The organism is Streptomyces sp. NPDC104581 (genome assembly GCF_055583685.1).
In genome coordinates, this window is record NZ_JBVJNN010000022.1 from 96,242 (window position 1) to 115,978 (window position 19,737).

13 protein-coding genes are annotated in these 19,737 nt (G+C 73.1%); 10 read left to right on the forward strand and 3 right to left on the reverse strand.

All coding sequences use genetic code 11. From position 1 onward, the window contains the following. The first annotated feature begins 441 nt into the window (after window positions 1-441). Entirely contained in the window at window positions 442-1,689 is a 1,248-nt protein-coding gene (locus ACZ61E_RS19660; protein WP_469700983.1) for an SLC13 family permease, read from the forward strand. Then, window positions 1,686-2,150: a universal stress protein gene (locus ACZ61E_RS19665; protein ID WP_469700985.1), complete on the forward strand. Its 465-nt coding sequence runs from the start codon at window positions 1,686-1,688 to the stop codon at window positions 2,148-2,150. Before ACZ61E_RS19660 ends, ACZ61E_RS19665 begins: the two co-directional genes overlap by 4 nt. Window positions 2,151-2,172: 22 nt before the next feature. Here the strand turns inward: ACZ61E_RS19665 and ACZ61E_RS19670 are convergent, their stop codons facing one another. Beyond that, a complete protein-coding gene (locus ACZ61E_RS19670) occupies window positions 2,173-2,790 on the reverse strand; it encodes an NAD(P)-dependent oxidoreductase (protein ID WP_469700987.1) in 618 nt (205 codons plus the stop codon). A gap of 288 nt (window positions 2,791-3,078) precedes the next feature. On the opposite strand from ACZ61E_RS19670, the gene ACZ61E_RS19675 reads away from it, so the two are divergent. The 6 genes from ACZ61E_RS19675 (at window position 3,079) to ACZ61E_RS19700 (ending at window position 12,664) form a co-directional block, all read left to right on the forward strand. Then, window positions 3,079-5,226, forward strand: a complete 2,148-nt coding sequence (locus tag ACZ61E_RS19675) for a phosphocholine-specific phospholipase C (RefSeq protein WP_469700988.1) — start codon at window positions 3,079-3,081, stop codon at window positions 5,224-5,226. A 195-nt stretch (window positions 5,227-5,421) separates the two neighbouring features. Further along, on the forward strand, window positions 5,422-7,704 hold the full coding sequence (locus tag ACZ61E_RS19680) for an MMPL family transporter (protein ID WP_469700990.1): 2,283 nt from the start codon (window positions 5,422-5,424) through the stop codon (window positions 7,702-7,704). A 23-nt stretch (window positions 7,705-7,727) separates the two neighbouring features. Continuing rightward, window positions 7,728-8,288 carry a GNAT family N-acetyltransferase gene (locus ACZ61E_RS19685; RefSeq protein WP_469700992.1) on the forward strand — a complete coding sequence of 187 codons (561 nt, stop codon included), beginning with the start codon at window positions 7,728-7,730 and terminating at the stop codon, window positions 8,286-8,288. A 46-nt stretch (window positions 8,289-8,334) separates the two neighbouring features. Beyond that, window positions 8,335-9,006, forward strand: a complete 672-nt coding sequence (locus ACZ61E_RS19690; protein ID WP_469700993.1) for a hypothetical protein — start codon at window positions 8,335-8,337, stop codon at window positions 9,004-9,006. Window positions 9,007-9,261: 255 nt separating this feature from the next. Beyond that, on the forward strand, window positions 9,262-9,435 hold the full coding sequence (locus ACZ61E_RS19695) for a hypothetical protein (protein WP_469700994.1): 174 nt from the start codon (window positions 9,262-9,264) through the stop codon (window positions 9,433-9,435). 187 nt (window positions 9,436-9,622) lie between these two features. Next, window positions 9,623-12,664: a helix-turn-helix transcriptional regulator gene (locus ACZ61E_RS19700; protein WP_469700996.1), complete on the forward strand. Its 3,042-nt coding sequence runs from the start codon at window positions 9,623-9,625 to the stop codon at window positions 12,662-12,664. A 414-nt stretch (window positions 12,665-13,078) separates the two neighbouring features. On the opposite strand, the gene ACZ61E_RS19705 is transcribed toward ACZ61E_RS19700, so the two are convergent. Both ACZ61E_RS19705 and ACZ61E_RS19710 read right to left on the reverse strand, forming a co-directional pair. Beyond that, a complete protein-coding gene (locus ACZ61E_RS19705; protein ID WP_469700998.1) occupies window positions 13,079-14,287 on the reverse strand; it encodes a PQQ-dependent sugar dehydrogenase in 1,209 nt (402 codons plus the stop codon). 38 nt (window positions 14,288-14,325) lie between these two features. Beyond that, the gene (locus ACZ61E_RS19710) at window positions 14,326-15,324 is read right to left on the reverse strand and encodes an aldo/keto reductase (RefSeq protein ID WP_469701000.1); all 999 of its coding nucleotides are present in this window, start codon (window positions 15,322-15,324) and stop codon (window positions 14,326-14,328) included. A 174-nt stretch (window positions 15,325-15,498) separates the two neighbouring features. On the opposite strand from ACZ61E_RS19710, the gene ACZ61E_RS19715 reads away from it, so the two are divergent. Both ACZ61E_RS19715 and ACZ61E_RS19720 read left to right on the forward strand, forming a co-directional pair. Continuing rightward, on the forward strand, window positions 15,499-16,437 hold the full coding sequence (locus ACZ61E_RS19715) for a 2-hydroxyacid dehydrogenase (protein WP_469701001.1): 939 nt from the start codon (window positions 15,499-15,501) through the stop codon (window positions 16,435-16,437). A 377-nt stretch (window positions 16,438-16,814) separates the two neighbouring features. Then, on the forward strand, window positions 16,815-19,730 hold the full coding sequence (locus tag ACZ61E_RS19720; protein ID WP_469701003.1) for a putative bifunctional diguanylate cyclase/phosphodiesterase: 2,916 nt from the start codon (window positions 16,815-16,817) through the stop codon (window positions 19,728-19,730). Window positions 19,731-19,737: the final 7 nt, after the last annotated feature.

A 19,737-nucleotide genomic window follows, 5' to 3' on the forward strand; every position in this document is an offset into this window, starting at 1 on the left:
GGACGCGGCCGGGGTACGAGAAGGGGCCCGGGAACGCCGAACCGGGGAGACCGAACCCGCCCCCCCCCCCCCCCCCCCCCGGGGCGGCCCCCCCCCCCCCCCCCCCCCTCGCCCGCCCCCACTCGCGCCCGCTGGCTTTCGAGCCCGTCCGGTGTTTGAGGACGACCGCGGCCGGTGGTCGGGTGGCCCCGTTGACGTCTTTGGGTCGTGGGCACCGCTTGCGTGCCCGGTGGGGTGCGTGTCCAGCCCGTCCGGCGTTTGAGACGACCGCGGCCGGTGGTCGCGTGACCCCGCCGACGACCCCACGCCCCGGTACCCGCCCCGCGCCCCGCCGGGGGTGTCGCGGGGCAGACCCGTGCGCGGGTCGTAGGTTGGGCGGGCGTCGCCCCCGCGACCGCTCCGTCCGAACCCCCGCACCCGAGAAAGGCCGCGGCGCCGCCCGTGAACAGCCTCGTCGCCGAGATCGTGTCCGTCGGGCTCCTCCTCGCCGTGCTCGTCTTCGCCGTCGCGCGGCCGAGAGGACTGCCCGAGGCCCTCGCCGCGCTCCCCGCCGCCGGGCTCGTCGTCGTGATCGGCGCCGTCTCGCCGGCCGAGGCGTGGGAGCAGACCCACACCCTCCTGCCCGTCGTCGGGTTCCTCGCGGCGATTCTCGTACTGGCCCAGCTCTGCGACGACGACGGTCTGTTCGACGCGGCGGGCGACATCGTCGCCCGGTTCTGCGGCGGGCACCCGCGCCGTCTGCTCGGTGGCGTCTTCGGCGTCGCCGCCGTCACCACCGCCGTACTGAGCCTCGACGCCACCGTCGTCCTCCTCACCCCCGTCGTCTTCGTGACCGCGAGCCGGGTCGGAGCCCACCCCCGTCCGCACGTCTACGCCTGCACCCACCTCGCCAACTCCGCGTCGCTGCTGCTCCCCGTCTCCAACCTGACCAACCTCCTCGCGTTCACGGCCAGCGGTCTGTCCTTCACCCGGTTCGCCCTGCTCATGGCGCTCCCGTGGCTCGCGGCGATCGCGGTCGAGTACGTCGTCCTGCGCCGTTTCTTCGCCGCCGACCTGGCCGTCCTGGCGCACCCTCCCAAAGAGGTCGAGCCGCGCCCCGTACCGACGTTCACGCTCGTCGTCCTCGGCCTGACACTCGTCGCGTTCGCCGTCACCTCCCTGATCGGCATCGAACCCCTCTGGGCGGCCTGTGCCGGCGCGGCCGTGCTCGCCGCCCGCGCGCTACGGCGCCGGCGCACCACGGTCCCCGCCCTCTTCCGCGCGGCGTCCCCGCTGTTCTGTCTCTTCGTGCTCGCGCTGGGCATCGTCGTCAAGGCCGTCGTCGACAACGGCCTCGACACCGGAATCGACCGGATCCTCCCGAACGGCGAATCCCTCACCGCCCTGCTCGCGATCGCCGCCGTCGCCGCGCTCCTGGCCAACCTGATCAACAACCTGCCCGCGATCCTGGCCCTGCTGCCCGTCGTCGCCGCCGCGGGCCCCGGCCCCGTCCTCGCCGCGCTCATCGGGGTGAATCTGGGCCCCAACCTCACCTACGTCGGTTCCCTCGCCACCCTCCTGTGGCGCCGTGTCCTGCACGAACACGATTCCGCGCCCTCCCTGGGGCAGTTCACCCGGCTCGGACTGCTCACCGTTCCCGCGACGCTGATCGCTTCGACGGTCGCTCTGTGGGGCACGCTCCAGTTGTGAGTGACGTGAAGACAACCGCCCTCGTCTGGATCAGCCCGTCCACCTGGCCCGCGTGCGTCGACGCCGCGCGGGACAGGGCGCCGGACGACCATGTCGTCCTGCTGCACGTGGGCGACGACCGGATCGCCGCCGAGGCGCACCGGGCGTACGCGGGACTCCTCGGCCGTGGCCACGGGCCCGAGCGCGACCCCGGCAGCCGTCTGGAGGCGCTGTCCGGCGAGGCGGGCGCCGACCTCCTGGAGGAGGCCGCGCACCGCCTCGGCCGGCCCTGTGAACTGCTCGACCGGCACGGCCGGCCGCAGGAGGAGGTCGTCCGCGCCGCGGCGGACGCGGACCTGCTGATCTGCGCGCGCGACGGCGACCCCGACCGACCGGGTCCGCACAGCCTCGGCCCCGAGTCCCGCTTCGTGGTCGACCACGCGCCGTGCCCGGTCCTGCTGGTGTGGCCGCACCGGAACTGAGCGGCGGCGGCTGGGCGCGCCCCTACGGGTACAGGTCCCTGCCGTACGTCGCGGGGTCGTCCAGCGCGTCCAGGACGAGGTCGGCGAGGTCCGCGTAGGTCGTACGGGGCGCGAGGCCCCGGTGCGGCGTGAACGACCGGGGGCGGTTGCCCCGCGCGGGGCCGTGGTGCAGCACTCCGGACCGCACGACGGTCCAGTCCAGTCCGCTGGTGAGGACGACCGCGTCCTGCGCCTCCCGTTCCCGCAGCAGGGGGCGGGCCGTCGCCCGGTACAGGGCGGCGATGGTACGGCCCGAGAAGCCCCGTACGTGCGAGCCGTAGCCGGCCTCCGAGACGACGATCAGCCGCCGTACGCCGGGTTCGCGCATCGCCTCCACGATCAGTTCGGTGCCGCGTGAGTACAGCGGCGTCGTCCGGTTGCCCTTGAGACCGAAGGCGACCACCGCGGCGTCGGCGCCGCCGAGTGCGTCGGCCACGGCGCTCTCGTCGAAGGGGCTGCCGGTCACCACCCGGTCGACGGGGGCGCCGCCGAGCCGCGCGGGGTCCCGTACCTGCGCGGTGGCGCGGTGCCCGGCGCGTGCGGCGGCGGTGAGGAAGGCTTGTCCGGTACGCCCGGTGGCGCCGAACACGGTGACATTCATGGGCTGGCTGTCCCTGTCGTCTTCATGGGTCTCGGCTTCATGGGGTCCCCTCGTCGGTCCCGCTCCCGAGGGCTTCCCCGGGAGGCGCGGTCGGCGGACCCGCACAGCTTGCGCCACGGGGCGTCCCGCCCGCTACGGATCGGCCCGGACTCGGGTCCCGGAACGCGTGCGACAGGGCCCCGGCGAGGGGGGTTCCCGGACGTTCACCGGCGGGCCGTCCCCGGGTCTTCCCACCGCCACCCGCGGTGGCTAACTTCCGGGCCGTAGTACCTGACCCGGGAGGATCTCTTGGCCACTGACATCTCACGGCGCCGCCTCATCGCGCTCGGCGGAGGCGCCGCCGGCGCCGCCGCGGCGGGCTCCCTGCTGCCGCCGTCCCTGCGGGCCGCCATCGCCGCCGGGGCGCCGGCCGGGGGACTGGACGCCGTCAGACATGTCGTGGTGCTGATGCAGGAGAACCGGTCGTTCGACCACTACTTCGGCACGCTGCGCGGCGTCCGCGGCTTCGGGGACCGCAACGCCGTCGAACTGCCCACGGGCCGCCCCGTGTTCGCCCAGCCGGCCGCCGCGCCCACGGCGGGGGGCGGCGACGCCGCGACCGTCCTGCCCTTCCCCGTACGCGACGCCGCCGAGGCCCAGCGCAAGGACCTTCAGTACATAGGCGACCTCGACCACTCCTGGAACGGCGGCGCCAAGGCGTGGAACAACGGCTGGATGGACGGCTGGGTCTCCGCCAAGACCGCCGCCACCATGGCGTACTACGACCGCGCCGACATCCCGCTGCACTACGAACTGGCCGACACCTTCACCGTCTGCGACGCCTACCACTCGTCGATCCACACCTCCACGAGCCCCAACCGCAACCATCTGTGGAGCGGTTGGACCGGCCACGAGGCCGACGGGCGGCGCGCGGTCGGGAACGACGCGTACGACGAGGGCGGGCATCCCGGCTACGCGTGGCCCACCTACGCGGAGCGGCTGGAGAAGGCCGGGCGGAGCTGGAGGACGTACACGGAGTGGGAGAACTTCACCGACAACAACATCGAGTTCTTCACCTCCTTCAAGAAGATCGCGAGAAAGGCGCTCGTCAGGGCGCGCGCACTCGACGGCGGCGACGGCTTCACCTACATGGAGTCCTTCTACGCCGCCGTGCGCGCGACGGACGACCCCGCCGGGCGGGCGAGGCTCCTGGCCGCGCTCGACGAAGGCGTGGAGACCCTCACCGCCCGTGAACGCTCGCTCTTCGAACGCGGGCTGCGGCGCGTCGAGTCGGGCACCCTCGCCGCGGCGTTCCGCGCCGACGTGGCCGCAGGGCGGCTGCCGGAGGTGTCGTACCTGGTGCCGTCGGCGGCCGACTCCGAGCACCCCGGCGCGTCGTCCCCGGCCGCCAGCGCCGGTCTCGTCCACCAGGTGCTCGACGCGCTCGGCTCGCACCCGGAGGTCTGGCGGCACACGGTCCTGCTGATCAACTACGACGAGAACGACGGCTTCTTCGACCACGTCCCGCCCCCCGTGCCACCCGTGGACGATCCCGACGAGCGCTGGGAGGGCCGCCCGACCGGGCTCGGCATCCGCGTACCGCTGCTCGTCGTCTCGCCCTGGACCGTAGGCGGTTACGTCTGCTCGCAGGTCTTCGACCACACGTCGGTCGTCCGCTTCCTGGAGACGTGGACCGGGGTGAGGGAGCCCAACATCACGCCGTGGCGGCGCGCCGTCACCGGCGATCTGACCTCCGCCTTCGACTTCGGCCGGGTCCGGCCGCGCCCGGACGTCGAACAGCCCGGAACCGTCCCGCCGTTCACGGGCCGGTGGCGGCCCGTGCCGCCGGCCGTGCAGCGGATGCCGGTCCAGGAGCCCGGCACGCGCCCCGCCAGGCCGCTGCCGTACCAGCCGGACGTGCACGGCCGCCTCGTGACGGGAGAGGCCGGGGCGCGGGCCCTGCGGCTCGAACTGCGCAACACGGGGCGGGCCAGCGCGCACCTGGCGCTGTATCCGTACGCGGGCGAGTTCGACGTCCCGCAGCACCGGGACGTCAGAGGCACGGGGCAGTGGACGGTGCCCCTCACCGGTGACGCCTACCGTTTCACGGTGACCGGTCCCAACGGCTTCCGCCGTGAGTTCGCCGGCCCCGTCGCGGACGGCGGCGCCGAGGTGACCTCGTCAGTCGACCACCACGACCGCGATGTGCATCTCACCCTCCGTAATGAGGGCGACCTGCCCCTCACCTTCACCGTGCGCTCGCTCGGCTACGCCGACGAGGCCGACCTCCGTGACTGGAAGCGCGAGTTCACGGTCAGGCCGGGGCGGCGGCGCGGCGTCGTGCACTCGGCCGCCGACGCGCACGGGTGGTACGACATCGAGGTGACGGCGGACCGGGGCTTCCGGCGACGGCTGATGGGGCACATCGAGAACGGGAAGCCGAGCGTCTCGGGCTGAACCGGGAGCCGGTCCGGAGCCGGGGCGGGGGCGGACCACGAGCCGGTCGCGAGCGGACCGGAACGGAAAGGGAATTCTCGCCCCCGTCCAGTCGAACGCCAGGTCAACCGGGTGTGAGTAACCCCACCAAACGGGCAAACGATCACGATTCGATGTCAGAATCGGGCTCTCCGAACCACGCAGGGGAGCAGACCGTTGGCAGCAGTCGCGCGGTGGTGCGTCAGGCACCGGCTCCTGGTCGTACTCCTGTGGCTGCTGGCCCTCGGCTCCACCGCGGCCGGCGCCGTCGTCGCCGGGACCTCGTACTCCAACGACTACGAGGCACCCGGCACCGAGTCCGGCCACGCCGTCGAACTCCTGGAGAAGGGCTTCCCCGGCCGCGGCGGCGACAGCGACACTGTGGTCTGGCACACCGAGCGCGGCTCCGTCCGCGCGCACGACGTCGAACTGCGCATGGGCGTCACGCTCGGTGAGATCGCCAAGCTGCCCGGCGTGGCCTCCGTGACGAGCCCCTACGCCCTCCCCGGCGACGCGGGCACGCCCCCGTACACACCGGGCCCGGACGACGGCGAGAGCGCCCGCCAGATCAGCGACGACGGCCGCACCGCGTACGCCGTCGTCACCTTCGACCAGCAGGTCGACAACATCCCCGCCGCCCAGGCCCGCGCCGTCGTCGACACGGCGAAGGAGGCGGCCGGCGACGACCTCCAGGTGGAGCTCGGCGGCAGCGCCGTCGCCCTCACCGAAGGCGCCACCACGCACACGGCCGAGATCGTGGGCGTCGCCATGGCCGCCGTGGTCCTCTTCCTCGCCTTCGGCTCGCTCGCGGCGAGCCTGCTGCCCATCGCCACCGCGCTGGTGTCGGTCGGGACGGCGTACGCGGGCATCGCCCTCCTCGGGCACCTCATGACCGTGGCCGACTTCGCGCCCATGCTCGGCCTGCTCGTCGGGCTCGGCGTCGGCATCGACTACGCGCTGTTCATCGTGACCAGACACCGCAAGGGCCTCAAACAGGGCCTCACGGTCACCCGGGCGGCCACGGAGGCCGTCGCCACCACGGGGCGCGCCGTCGTCTTCGCCGGGGCCACCGTCTGCATCGCGCTGCTCGGCATGCTGGTGCTGAGGCTGAGCTTCCTCAACGGCGTCGCCATCGCCGCCTCGCTCACCGTCGCGCTCACGGTCGCCGCGTCCGTGACCCTGCTGCCGGCCCTGCTCTCGTACACCGGCGGGCGCGCGCTGAGCCGCCGCGAACGCGCCCGGCTCGCCGAACACGGTCCACGGCCCGAGCAGCCCACCGGCTTCGCCGCGCGCTGGTCAGCCTTCGTGTCCCGCCACCCCCGGCTGCTCGGCGCCGCCGCCGTCGTCGTGATGCTGGTGCTCGCCCTGCCCACGTTCTCGCTCCATCTGGGCACCTCCGACCAGGGCAACAACCCGGCCACCAGCACCACCCGCCAGGCGTACGACCGGCTGGCCGACGGCTTCGGCCCCGGCGTCAACGGCCCGCTGACACTCGTCGCCGAACTGGACGGCGCCGACGACCGGCTCGCCCTGGACCAGCTGCCGGAGACGCTGCGGGCCTCGGAGGGCGTCGCCTCCGTCGGGCCGATCGTCTTCAACGGCAGTGGCGACACCGCTCTGCTCACCGTCGTCCCCGCGTCGTCCCCGCAGTCGGAGCGCACCAGCGACCTCGTCGACCACCTCCGTAAGGATGTGCTGCCCCGCGCCGAGGAGGGCACCTCCCTGGAGGTGTCGGTCGGCGGGGTCACCGCGAGCTACGACGACTTCGCCGATGTCGTCGTCGGCAAACTCCCGCTCTTCGTCGGTGTCGTCGTCGCCCTCGGCTGTCTGCTGCTCCTGCTCGCCTTCCGGTCCGTCGGCATCCCACTGAAGGCGGCGTTGATGAACGTGGCCGCCGTCGCCTCGTCCTTCGGGATCGTCGTCGCGATCTTCCAGTGGGGCTGGGGGAGTGAACTCCTCGGCCTCGGCAGCGGAGGCCCGATCGAGCCGTTCCTGCCCGTGATCATGGTCTCGGTCCTCTTCGGCCTCTCCATGGACTACCAGGTCTTCCTGGTGAGCCGGATGTACGAGGAGTGGCTGGAGACCGGCGACAACGGGCGGGCCGTGCGCGTCGGCCTCGCCGAGACCGGCCGTGTGATCAACTCGGCCGCCGTGATCATGATCTCGGTCTTCCTCGCCTTCGTCCTCACCGGTGACCGCGTCATCGCGATGTTCGGCATCGGGCTCGCCGCGGCGGTCGCGCTGGACGCCTTCGTACTCCGCACGCTCCTCGTCCCCGCCCTCATGCATCTGCTCGGCGGCGCCAACTGGTGGCTGCCCCGGACGCTGGACCGCTGGCTGCCGCGGATCAGCATCGAGGCGCCCGCCACCGGCCGTGGAGCGTCTGGGAAGATCCCGGCACGGCGCGAGGGGCCCGCGGAACACGCGGAACACGTGCCGGGGCGTACGGGCCGCGACTGAGCCCGCCGGACAGGAGGAGCGCGATGTTCGCGACAGCACTGGGTGACAACGCGGAACTGAGACCGCTGGAGCCGTGGCAGGCCGAGGAGTTCCTCACCCACATGGACCGTGCGCGGGAACTGGTGACCGAACACGTCGGGCTCGCCGACATCGTCACCGACCTCGAATCGGCGCGGGCCTTCCTGACCTCGTACGCGCAGAAGCAGGCCGCCGACGCCGGACGGATCTACGGGATCTGGCTCGACGGCACTCTCGTCGGCGGCGTCCTCTTCCGGATCTTCGACGCGCCGGGCGGCAACTGCGAGGTCGGCTGCTGGCTCGAACCGGCCGCCACGGGGCGCGGTCTGGTGACCCGCGCGACAACCGTGCTCATCGACTGGGCGGTGGACCGGCGCGGCATCCACCGGGTGGAGTGGGTGGCCTCGTCGGCCAACCTCGCGAGCCTCAAGGTCGCGAGGCGGCTCGGACTGCGGCGCGACGGGGTCCTGCGCGAGAGCCACCTCCACCACGGCCACCGGCAGGACCAGGAGGTCTGGGCCGTACTGGCTCCCGAGTGGCGTGAGCTGCGGCGCGGCGCCGTCTGAGGAAACTCTCATGGATCTCTCATGAGGGCCGCCTACCGTGCGGCGCATGAACCCCACGACCAAGCCAGAAGAGCCCGCGGACGAAAGCGGCGACAACCAGTCGGAGCGAGCCGTTCCGGCCGCTGCCGGCAAGAACGACGCACCGGGCCCGAGCCTGGCCAAGGACCCGGGGGAGGGCTCTGAGGCGGGCGCCGCGGAGGGCTCGCACCGGGCCGGCGGCGCGGACGGTGCCGACGGCGTGCCGGACGCCGGCGACAGCGGCGGCGACGACGGTGACCTGCTCGCGGACGACCCGGACGGCGAGTACACCCCGCCGCCCTCCAGCGGCCTCGCCGCCGCGTCCACGGCACTCATCTCCGTACTGCTCTCGCTCGTCGCGCTCATCGGCACCTGGTCCGGCAAGGTGATCGCCGAACGCGAGACGCTCGTCGGCCAGATCAACCTGGGCCAGACCGGCACGGCGGAGCAGCAGATCTCCGAGATCTACGGCGACGCCTGGCACGCCACCGCGCTGACCAACGGCATCTTCGCCGTCCTCGCGCTCATCGTCGGCCTCGTGGCGCTCGGCCTGCCGCAGCGCAAGAGCTGGGTACAGCCGTTCGCCGTCGCCGGTGTCGCGCTCGGCGCGCTCGCCCTGCTGATCTCGATCGGCATGTACTTCGACGTCTTCGTCTCCCTGCCGGAGGCGCCGCCGGCCGCCCCGCCGGCCACCGGCTGACAACCGTTCCGACGGGTCCCCCCGGGTCCTCACGGACCACCGCGGGGCCCACGTACCCTCACGCGCCGTCGGGCACCGCCCGTCCGGCGCGTGAGGCGTTCCGGGGCGGCCTTAGACCGGACCGGGCACGCCACCCCGCGTCTAAGGCGTCCGCGCCGCGAAGATGGGGCAGTCGCCCGATGCGGGCGCACCTCCTGGGAGACGAGTGTTGAGGCATCGCAGGACGCCGAACCACTTCGTGACAGGGGAGCCGAGATGTTCGAGTACGAGATGCAGCAGATGCGGGCCGCCGATCTGATCCGTGAGGCCGACGGCCGGCGGCTGGTCCGGCAGGTGCGCAAGGCCCGCAAGGAGGCCGCGCGCGACGCCGGCAACGAGGGTGAGAGGCGGGTGGGAACGCACCGGGGCCGGTTCGTCAGCGCGGCGTGACGGGCGTACGGAGATGGCCGCCCGCCCCGCCCTCCTGAAGAGGACGCCCGGCCCGAGGCCGCCGCAGGGGCCGCCGGCGCCCGCGACGGCCCCGGGTCCGGATGCCTCCGGTGCCGCGACGACCGCGACGACCGCGACGGCCTCGGGGGCCGCGATAACGAGTGCCGCGCTGTCGTACCCCTGTGCGATGCTCGCAACCGTGGAGACCAAGTCAGTCAGTCCCGTGTTCGTCGGTCGCGACGGCGAGCTGACCGCGCTCACCGAAGCGCTCTCCCGCGCCGCCGCGGGGGAGCCGCAGGCGCTGCTCGTCGGGGGTGAGGCGGGCGTCGGCAAGACCAGGCTCATTGAGGAGCTGATCTCGGTGGCCTGCCGCGACGGCGCCGTCGTCGCGGTCGGCGGCTGTGTCGAGATCGGCGGCGACGGCCTGCCCTTCGCGCCCTTCTCCGCCGCCCTGCGCGGCCTGCGGCGACTGCTGCCCGAGGAGATCGCCGCGGCCGCCGACGGCCAGGAAGGCGAACTGGCCAGGATCCTGCCCGAGTTGGGCCCCTCGGCGAGCGACGCCCTGGGCGAGCACGGCACGGCGAGCCTCTTCGAACTGACCGTCCGGCTGCTGGAGCGCGTCGCCGCCGGCCGCACCGTCGTCCTCATCCTGGAGGACCTGCACTGGGCCGACGCCTCCACCCGCCATCTGCTCGCCTATCTGTTCCGCACGCTGCGCCGCGGCCGGCTCCTCGTCATCACCACCTACCGCACCGACGACATCCACCGCCGTCACCCGCTGCGCCCGCTCCTCGCGGAGCTGGACCGGCTGCGCACGGTCAGCCGGATCGAGCTCTCCCGCTTCAGCCACGCCGAGGTCCGGCGACAGCTGCACGGCATCCTGGGGGACGAGCCGGCGCCCCAGCTCGTCGACGAGATCTTCGCGCGCTCCGACGGCAACGCGTTCTTCGTGGAGGAACTGGCCGTCGCCATCGAGTCCGGCTGCCGCTCCGGACTCACCGACTCCCTGCGCGATCTGCTGCTCGTCCGCGTCGAGACGCTGCCCGAGAACGCCCAGCGGGTGGCCAGGATCGTCGCCGAGGGCGGCGCCACCGTCGAGTTCCCCCTGCTGCTGGCCGTCGCACAGCTCTCCGAGGACGACCTGATCGACGCGCTGCGGGCCGCCGTGGGTGCGAACATCCTCCTCCCGGTGGACGGCGACGGGTACCGCTTCAGACACTCGCTCGTACGCGAGGCCATCAGCGACGACCTGCTCCCCGGCGAACGCTCCCGGCTCAACCGCCGCCTCGCCGAAGCCCTGGAGGCCGACCCCTCCCTGGTACGGGGCGACGAGAGCACCACCCGCCTCGCCGGGTACTGGTACCACGCGCACGACGCCGCCAAGGCCCTGCCCGTCGTCCTGCTCGCCTCCGTCGAGGCCCGCCGGCGCTACGCCCACGCCGAGCAACTACGGCTGCTGGAGCGCGCCATGGAGCTGTGGGACGCCGCGCCGGAGGACGTCCGGGCCTGCCTGAGACCCCCGGACGACACCGAGGTCCACCCGTCCACCGCCGAAGGGACGGGCGCCCCGCTGCGCTATCTCGACCTGCTGGCCGAGGCGACGGTCGCCGCCCGCGCCGGCGGCGAACGCGAACGGGCCCTGGCGCTGTCCAAGAAGGCGATGCGGGTCCTGGAGACCGTGGACGACCCGCTGCGCGCCGCCTGGTTCTGGACACAGCGCTCACGGCTGGTGCAGGACCTCACACGCGGCGACGGCTGGGACGAACTGGCCACCGCCCAGGACCTGGTGCGCGGCCTGCCGCCGTCCGCCGTGCACGCCTTCGTCCTCTCCGACGTCGCGAGCTGGGGCGCCCTGCACCGGCCGGGACCCCACAGCCTCGCCGCCGCCGACCGGGCCGTGGAGTACGCCCGCCTCGTCGGCGCCGAGCACATCGAACTGCACGCCAGAGCCACCCGGGGCTGGCTCGCCACCGAGTCCGGATCCATCGAGGAGGGACTCGCCGAGATGTACGCGGTACGGGACCGCGTCGTCGAACTGGGCAATCTCGGCACGCTCGGCATCCTGGGCCGCATCAGCATCAACCTGCCGTCCACGCTGGAGAGCGTGGGCCGCTCGGAGGAGGCGGTCGCCGCCGCCGAACGCGGCATCACCCTCTGCCATCAGCGGGGCCTGTCCGACAAGGAAGCCTGGGTCCGGGTCAATCTCAGCGAATCACTCTTCTCGCTCGGCCGCTGGGACGAGACCCGGACGGCGATCGACGAGGCGGCCCGGATCGCGCACGCCCCCAAGGCCCGCGCCCTGGTGGCCGTACGGCGCGCTCTGCTCGCCCTCGGGCGCGGCGACGCCGCCGGGGCCGCGAGTCAGGTGACCCTGGCCCGAGCGGTCTTCGGCCCGCACGACGCACAGCCGCAGCACGTCATCGCGCCGGCCAGGCTGGCGATGGTCAGCGCCGCGCGGCAGGGCCGGCTCGCCGAGGCCCGCGCCGAGTTCGAACAGGTCGCCGCACAGGGCTTCCCGCCGGGCATGCAGCGGTACGCGCTGCCGCTGCTCTGCTCGGCCGCGGCGATGGAGGCGGACGCGCGCGGACTGCCGGAGGCCGACGCGGGGCGGGAGGCGATCCTGGCCACCGTCCGCGACCACGCGAAGCGACTGCCCGCCCTGGTCCCGATCTGGCAGGCGTACGAGCTGCTCCTCGAAGCCGAACTCGCCCGCGCGGACGGCATCGTCGCCCCCAAGCTGTGGGCCCGCGCCGTGGCCGCCTTCGAGGCGCTGGCACGGCCGTACGAGCTGGCCGAGGCGCGCCACCGCTGGGCGGCGGACCTCCTCGCCGCGTCCGCCGACCGGGAACGGGCCACCACGCTCCTGATCCAGGCCCACACCACGGCGAAGCGGCTCGGCGCGCGGCACCTGGCCGAGGAGACGGAACTGCTCGCGGGACGGGCGCGGATCAGCCTCTCCACCACCCCGGGGCTCGCCCCGGCCGCCGCCCCGGAGGCCGACGCCGTCAGCTCACTGGGCCTGACGCCCCGTGAACGGGACGTCCTGCGCCGGGTGGCCGAGGGACTCAGCAACCGCCAGATCGCCGAGGAGCTTTACATCTCACCGAAGACGGCGAGCGTGCACGTCTCCAACATCCTGGCCAAGCTCGGCGTCTCGGGCCGCACGGAGGCGGCGGCGATGACCCACCGCCTCCACCTCTTCACCGACCTGGAGCCGACACACCGCTAGGCCGTGTCTGACAAATCCCGCCTGGCCCGCGGCGCCTGGTACGGCACCTCGCCGCGTTGTCGGACTCGGCCGAGTACGCCCGGTACGAGTCCGATCCTCCGCCTTGCGATGCACCGCACCAGCCGCCGCGAGCCCCGCCCTACGGGCGGACGGCGCCATTTGTCAGACACGGCCTAGGTCCCGTCTTCGCACTGGCGTCCGGCACGCGCCCTCGCCGCGTTGCCGGAAGTCGCCCGGGTACGTCCGGTGCGAGGGCGGTCCTCCGCCTCGCGAGCGCACGCACCGGACGCCGTGAGCCCCGCCCCGCGGGCGGACGGCGTCAGTTCGAAGACAGGACCCAGGGCGCGTCCGGAAAGGAGCGCCGTCCGCCCGCGGGCCGGGCGGGACTTCGCGGACACCCGCTGGGCGCGTCCGCTACGTCACCTCCACCCGGAGGATCTTGTCGTCTCCCGGCTTCGGGGTGCCCCGGCCGTCCGTGTTGCTCGTCATCAGCCACAGCGCCCCGTCGCCCGTCGCCACCACCGTGCGCAGACGGCCGTACTCACCCTTGAAGAAGCCCTGGGCGGCGGCCGACGGTTTCACGCCCGCCAACGGGATCCGCCACAGCCGCTCACCGCGCAGCGCCGCCATCCAGATGGACCCCTCGGCGAAGGCGATACCGCTCGGTGAGGCGTCGCTCGTCCGCCACTCCTCCACCGGGTCGACGAAGCCCGACTTCCCGGCCTTGCCCTCGGCCTCCGGCCAGCCGTAGTTCTTGCCCGGCTCGATCAGATTGAGCTCGTCCCAGGTGTTCTGGCCGAACTCCGACGCCCACAGCCGCTTGTCGGAGTCCCAGGCCAGACCCTGCACGTTGCGGTGCCCGTAGGTGTAGACGACCGAATCCGCCTCCGGATTGCCGTGCGCCGGCTGGCCGTCCGGTGTCATCCGCAGGATCTTCCCGCCCAGGGACTCCTTGTCCTGCGCGAGTCCCGTCTCACCCGTCTCGCCCGTGCCCGCGTAGAGCATCTTGTCCGGACCGAAGGCGATCCGGCCGCCGTTGTGGATATTGCCCTTCGGGATGCCCCGCAGGATCGTGTCGGGCGCGCCCAGCTGCTGGCCCACCGGCCTCTTCGGGTCGTACAGCATCCGGGCGATGCGGTTGTCCGAGTCCGTCGTGAAGTAGGCGTACACATAGGTGTCCGAGGCGAACGACGGGGAGACCGCCAGGCCCAGCAGACCCCCCTCGCCCCCCGGTGCGACGCCGGGCACCGCGCCCACGTCCGTCTTCTCACCCGTGTCCGAGTCGACCCGTGTGATCGTCCCCTCGTCGCGTGAGGAGACCAGCAGATCGCCCTCGGGCAGCGCCGCCAGACCCCACGGCGACTTGAGGCCCTCCGTCAGCGTCGACACCACCTTCGCCGACCCCTTCGCGGGCGGCGCCGACGGCTTCGCCGCGCCGTCCGGGGGCGTCGCCCCGTCCGACACCGACGAGGACGGGGAGTCCGACGGGCCCCCAGGCCGCGCCGCGTCGTCGGAGGACGAGCACGCGGTCACCACGAACAGCGCCGCTGCGGCCAACACGGCCGCCACTGGAGCACGTTGCACGATCTTGATCCCTTCGACGGCTGCGTCTCTACTGTTCATACACCGCGACCCGCGGCCAGGTTCCCATCCGGCCCGTATCAGTGCCACGACTCCCACGCCGGTGGCAGCGCGGCGATCTCGGCCAGATCCGCCGCCGACAGCTCCAGCCCGGCCGCCGCCGCGTTCTCCACCACCCACCGTTCCCGTTTCGCCCCCGGAACGGGCACCACCTGCGGTCCGCGCGCCAGCACCCACGCCAGGGCCACCTGCGCCGGTGTCGCCCCGTGCCGCTCGGCGACCCGCCGCAGCCCCGCCACCGCCGGCTGGTTCGACGCCATCGCCTCGGCGGTGAAGCGCGGATGCCTGGCCCGTACGTCGTCCGGTTCGAAGCCCTGCCCGGGGGTGAGCGTGCCGGTCAGATAGCCGCTGCCCAGCGGCATCGCCGCCAGGAACCCCACGCCCCGCGCCGCGCACCACGGCAGCAGCCGCTCCGCCGCCTCCGGGGCCCACACCGACAGCTCCGCCTGCACGGCGCTCACCGGGAACACCTGCTGCATCCGCTCCAGCAGCGCGATCGTCGCCCCGTAACGGCCCCCGCCCCCGCCGCCACGGCGTGACGCGCGGGCGTCCACCGCGCACAGCCCCAGGGCCCGTACCTTGCCCGCCGCCACCAGCTCCGCCATCGCGCCCCAGGTCTCCTCCACCGGCACCTCCGGGTCGGCCCGGTGCAGTTGGTAGAGGTCGATCACCTCCGTGCGCAACCGCCGCAGCGACGCGTCGCACGCCCGGCGCACGTAGCCGGGACGGCCGTTGGCGACGATGTGCTGATCGCCCACCAGCAGACCGCACTTGGTGGACACGAACGCGTCGTCGCGCCGCTGCGTGAGCACCCGTCCCAGCAGCAGCTCATTGGTGAAGGGCCCGTACATGTCGGCCGTGTCGAGCAGTGTCGTACCGGCGTCGAGCGCCGTGTGCACCGTCCGCGACGAACGGTCGCCCCGCTGCTCGGAGGCGCTGTAGGCCCAGCTCATCGGCATACAGCCGAGCCCGACGGCGCCCACCGTGAGTGCTGTCGCACCGATCGTCCTGCGCTCCAACTGCCCCGCCCCTCCCGCTTCCTCGCGTGCCCGCTCCCACCGGACGCACCCCAGCTAACCTCATGGGCCCGACGGCGCCGTCCCGCCCCGTCGCCGTCCCGCCCCGGCGTCGGCCCGTACCGGTCCGTGGAACGCCCTTCAACGACGCCACGGGCTTCGCATAGCCTCCTGACCATGACTTCAGACGTATGGCTGCCGATACCGGCCGACGAGATCGAAGGGCTCCCCGCCGGCCTGACATATCTCCACTGGGACGGCGCACCCGCGTTCCCCGGCGATCCGGCCGACTGCGCCTTCTACGTGGTCCCGTACATGAAGGGCATGGACGTCGCGCTCCGGCCGCTCGCCGCGATGACCTCCGTACGCGTCGTGCAGACCCTCTCCGCCGGCATCGACCACGTGGCCCCCGGACTCGGCTCGCTGCCCCCCGGCGTACGCCTGTGCAACGCCAAGGGTGTCCACGAGGCCAGCACCGCCGAACTCACCGTCGGGCTCGTCCTCGCCTCGCTGCGCGGCATCCCCGGCTTCGTCCGGGGCCAGGACGCCGAGGAGTGGCGGTCCGGCTTCTACCCGGCGCTCGCCGACAAGTCCGTCCTGATCGTCGGTTACGGCTCGATCGGCGCCGCCATCGAGGACCGGCTCGCGCCCTTCGAGTGCGCGCGGGTGGCGCGCGTGGCGCGCTCCGCGCGTGCCACCGGGCGCGGCCCCGTGCACGCACTCACCGATCTGCCGGACCTGCTGCCCGAGGCCGACGTCGTCATCGTGTCGACACCGCTCACGGAGGAGACGAAGGGCCTGGCGGGCGCCGAGTTCCTGGCCCGGATGAAGGACGGCGCGCTTTTCGTGAACGTCGCGCGCGGCCAGGTGGCCGACACCAAGGCGCTCCTCGCCGAGCTGGAGAGCGGGCGGATCACGGCCGCACTCGACGTCACCGATCCGGAACCCCTCCCGCCGGGCCATCCCCTCTGGCATGCTCCGGGTGTCGTCATCAGTCCGCACGTGGGCGGATCCACCTCCGCCTTCATGCCGCGCGCCAAGCGTCTGCTCGCCGACCAACTCACCCGCTACGCGGCGGGGGACGCTCTGCGCAACGAGGTGCTCACCACCGGCTGAGCGGAAGCCGGTCCGCGCCGGGGACGACAACTCCGCTGCTCGTCACGGAGAGTAGAAGAACTATGTCCCTGAGTGACGAGTCTGGTGTATCGTCCCGATCTGGGGGCCGCGTCGCGCGAGGGGTGACGTGGCGGAGCGATCAGAATCCGAGGGGGGCGACGGGCGATGTACTGCCGATGCACGAACGATCCGACGCGGAAGGGCCGTCCACGGCGGCCTTCGGACCCAACGACACCAGGCCGTGCGCCGACGGCCCAGGCCCCGGCGCGGGCCCCGGCGAGGCGCACCCCACCCACCCGCACGGCACCGAAGCGCCCTGTCGCGGCGCGAGAACCCGGCGCGTCGGCGGTGCCGGCGACACCGCCCGAGGTGGCCCCGTGAGCCCCCCCGGGGCGCTCCTCGGCCCCCGCGTCGCCCCCGAGGGCGGCAGCGACCGGGACAGCGCCGCCGACACCGGCGGAGGCGGCACCGGCCTCCTCGCGCAACTCCTCCTCGCCCTCATCTGCGGGGGCTACGCCACCGGCGCGGCACTCGGCTGGGGCTCCCCCGAAGTGGCCCTGTTCATGGGCGACTTCGGCCTCAGCATCGCCGCCCTGATCGCCTCGGTCTCCTGCTTCCTCTACGCCCGCGGCAACGACAGCCGATTCCGTCCCGCCTGGCTGCTCTTCTCGCTCTCCTCCCTGATGGCCGCCTGCGGGAACGCGGTCTGGGGGTGGTACGAGGTCGTGCTCGACCGCCCCGTGCCGAGTCCCTCCCTGGCCGACCTGTTCTTCCTCTGCTTCGCGCCGCCCGCCATCGTCGGGCTGCTCGTCCTCGCCAAACGCCCGGTCAGCAAGGCCGGCTGGGTCTGTCTCTGCCTCGACGCCTGGCTGATCGGCGGCTCGCTCCTCACGCTCTCCTGGAGCCTGGCCCTCGCCCACACCACGCACTTCGACGGCGAGACCGTCGCCCACGCCGCGCTCTCCCTCGCCTATCCGCTGCTGGACATCGTGCTCGTCAGCATGGTGCTCGCCCTGCACTTCCGGCGTTCGACCGGCAGCCGCACGGCCATCAACTCCGCCATCGCCGCCCTCGCCCTCACCGTCCTGTGCGACGCCCTGTTCACCTCGCCGCTGCTCCGGGAGAACTACCGCTCGGGCCAACTGCTCGACGCGGGCTGGTTCGCCGGCTCCCTGCTGCTCGCCTACGCGCCCTGGGGCGTCCGCAGGGCCGCCGAGAGCCCGCCCGAGCCGGTGAGACCGCCGCCCGCGCCCCGGCAGCCCGGCAGGCCGATCGCGGGCTCCCTGGCCGCGCTCACGCCGTATCTCGCCGCCGCCGTGTGCACCCTGGGGATCCTGTACAACGTCATCGAGGGCCGCCGGGTCGACCGCGTCGTGGTCCTCACCGGCTGCACGGTCGTCCTCGCCCTGGTCGTACGGCAGGGCATCATGCTCGTCGACAACATCGCGCTCACCCATGAACTGGCCCAGAAGGAGAACCACTTCCGCTCCCTGGTCCAGGGATCGAGCGACGTCATCATGATCGCCGGACCCGAGGGCACCCTGGACTACGTCAGCCCCGCCGCGGCCGGTGTCTACGGACGCGAGGCGGACGGCCTCGTCGGCGCCGCACTGGAATCGATCATCCACCCCGACGACCGGGGCCGGGTCAAACGCGAAGTGCGCCGCTTCCTGGCCGCCCCTCCCACGGAGGAGCCCACCACCCGGATCGAATGCCGCTTCAAGTCCGGCACCGGCGACTGGCTCAACGTGGAGTCCACGATCAACCGCCACCAGGGCGGTCTGATCCTCAACAGCCGCGACGTCACCGAACGGGTGCGGCTCCAGGCCCAGTTGCAGCACAACGCCGAGCACGACCCGCTCACCGACCTGCCGAACCGGGCCCTGTTCACCGAGCGGGTCCGCCAGGCCCTCTCCGGGCGCCGTGCCGGCGACCCCGGCACAGCGGTCCTCTTCATCGACCTCGACGGCTTCAAAGGCGTCAACGACCGCCTCGGCCACCAGGTCGGCGACGAACTGCTGATCCACGCGGCCCGCCGCCTCCAGGACGCGGTACGGGCCGGGGACACCGCCGCCCGCCTCGGCGGGGACGAGTTCGCCGCCCTCATCCTCGGCGACGGCACCGACGACCAGAGGGCCCGCGAGTACCAGGTCCACGAGATCGCGGACCGGCTGCGCCTGAAGCTGTCGCAGCCGTACCGCATCGAAGGCAACGATGTCCGCGTCGCCGCCTCCATCGGAGTCGCCTTCGCCGAACCCGGCATCACCCCCACCCACCTCATGCGCAACGCCGACCTCGCCATGTACCGCGCCAAGGCCGGCGGCAAGAACCGCGTCGAGCTGTACGCCCCCCAGATGCAGGCCGACGTGGTCCGCAGGACCGAACTGGCCACCAGGCTCCGCACCGCCCTGCGGGACGGCGAATTCGCCCTGCTGCACCAGCCCGTGGTCGACCTGTCCACCGGACGGGTCTCCGCCGTCGCCGCCCAGGCCCGCTGGCGCTCCGCCCAGGGCATCCTCTTCACCCCCGCCGAGTTCCTGCGGGTCGCCGACGACAGCGACCGCACCGCCGAGTTAGGGCGCTGGCTGCTCGAAGAAGCCGTCGAGCAGGCCGCCGAGCGCGCCCGGACGGGCCACCTCGTACCGGTGACCGTCCGCCTCTCCGCCCGCAGACTGCTCGACCGGTCCATGCCACTGGGCTCCATCGAGGCCCTGCTGACCCGCCACGGGCTCCCCTCGGGCGCCCTGCTGATCGAGCTGGCCGACAGCGACCCGCGCATCTCCCTGGACGAGCTGGAGCACCGCCTGCTCGCGCTGCGCCGTCTCGGCGTACGGATCGCCCTCGACGGCTTCGGCAGCGGCTACGCGGCGATCAACGCGCTGCGCCGGCTCCCCGTGGACGTACTGAAACTGGACCGCGGGCTGGTCGAGGGCGTCGTCGAGTCCGCCAGGCTGCACAAGATCACCGCCGGGCTGCTTCGGATCGCCGGCGATCTGGGCATGGTCTCGGTGGCCGACGGCGTCGACGTACCGGAACAGGTTCTCGCGCTCCGCGCCATGGGCTGCACCCACGGCCAGGGCATGGCGTTCTCCGGTCCCCTGGACGAGTACCGGCTGCGCCGCGCGCTGATCCGCGGCGAGTTCCCGCTCCCCGGGGCCACCCCGCTGCCCGTGCTGAGCGGCGGCCCGCTGCCCGTCCGCCGGACACGGGCGGCCACCCCGGACATGATCCCCCGGCCGATCACCCGACCGTCCGTCCGCTCAAATGTTGAGACGCCAGTCCCACCCACTTGACAGTGGC

Excerpts from the sequence above, each read along its gene's own strand:
- ACZ61E_RS19685 (WP_469700992.1), top strand. The coding sequence starts at position 7,728 with ATGTTCGCGACAGCACTGGGTGACAACGCGGAACTGAGACCGCTGGAG.
- ACZ61E_RS19700 (WP_469700996.1), top strand. The coding sequence starts at position 9,623 with ATGCTCGCAACCGTGGAGACCAAGTCAGTCAGTCCCGTGTTCGTCGGT.
- ACZ61E_RS19690 (WP_469700993.1), top strand. The coding sequence starts at position 8,335 with ATGAACCCCACGACCAAGCCAGAAGAGCCCGCGGACGAAAGCGGCGAC.
- ACZ61E_RS19705 (WP_469700998.1), bottom strand. The coding sequence starts at position 14,287 with ATGAACAGTAGAGACGCAGCCGTCGAAGGGATCAAGATCGTGCAACGT.
- ACZ61E_RS19715 (WP_469701001.1), top strand. The coding sequence starts at position 15,499 with ATGACTTCAGACGTATGGCTGCCGATACCGGCCGACGAGATCGAAGGG.
- ACZ61E_RS19695 (WP_469700994.1), top strand. The coding sequence starts at position 9,262 with ATGTTCGAGTACGAGATGCAGCAGATGCGGGCCGCCGATCTGATCCGT.
- ACZ61E_RS19670 (WP_469700987.1), bottom strand. The coding sequence starts at position 2,790 with ATGAATGTCACCGTGTTCGGCGCCACCGGGCGTACCGGACAAGCCTTC.